The sequence below is a fragment of the Desulfallas sp. Bu1-1 genome (assembly GCF_015594625.1).
Classification (GTDB): Bacteria; Bacillota; Desulfotomaculia; order Desulfotomaculales; family Desulfallaceae; genus JADNRQ01.
The window spans coordinates 1-255 of the sequence record NZ_JADNRQ010000120.1; the positions used below are offsets into that span (position 1 = coordinate 1).

Annotated in this window: 1 pseudogene; it reads left to right on the forward strand. The window is 59.2% G+C overall.

Annotated features, from left to right (window positions below):
- Positions 1 to 255, forward strand: a pseudogene (gene tuf / locus IT084_RS17900) (elongation factor Tu); the annotation flags it as partial.

The window sequence follows — 255 nt, forward strand, 5'->3', positions numbered from 1 at the left end:
GCGTGGAGCGTAAAGAAATCGAGCGCGGCCAGGTGCTCGCCAAGCCCGGCAGCATCAAACCGCACACCAAGTTCAACGCCGAAGTGTACGTGCTGACCAAGGAAGAGGGCGGCCGTCACACCCCGTTTTTCAACGGCTACCGTCCGCAATTTTACTTCCGGACCACCGACGTGACCGGCGTGATCAAGCTGCCCGAGGGCGTGGAAATGGTGATGCCCGGCGACAACATCAAGATTGAAATCGAGCTGATCACCC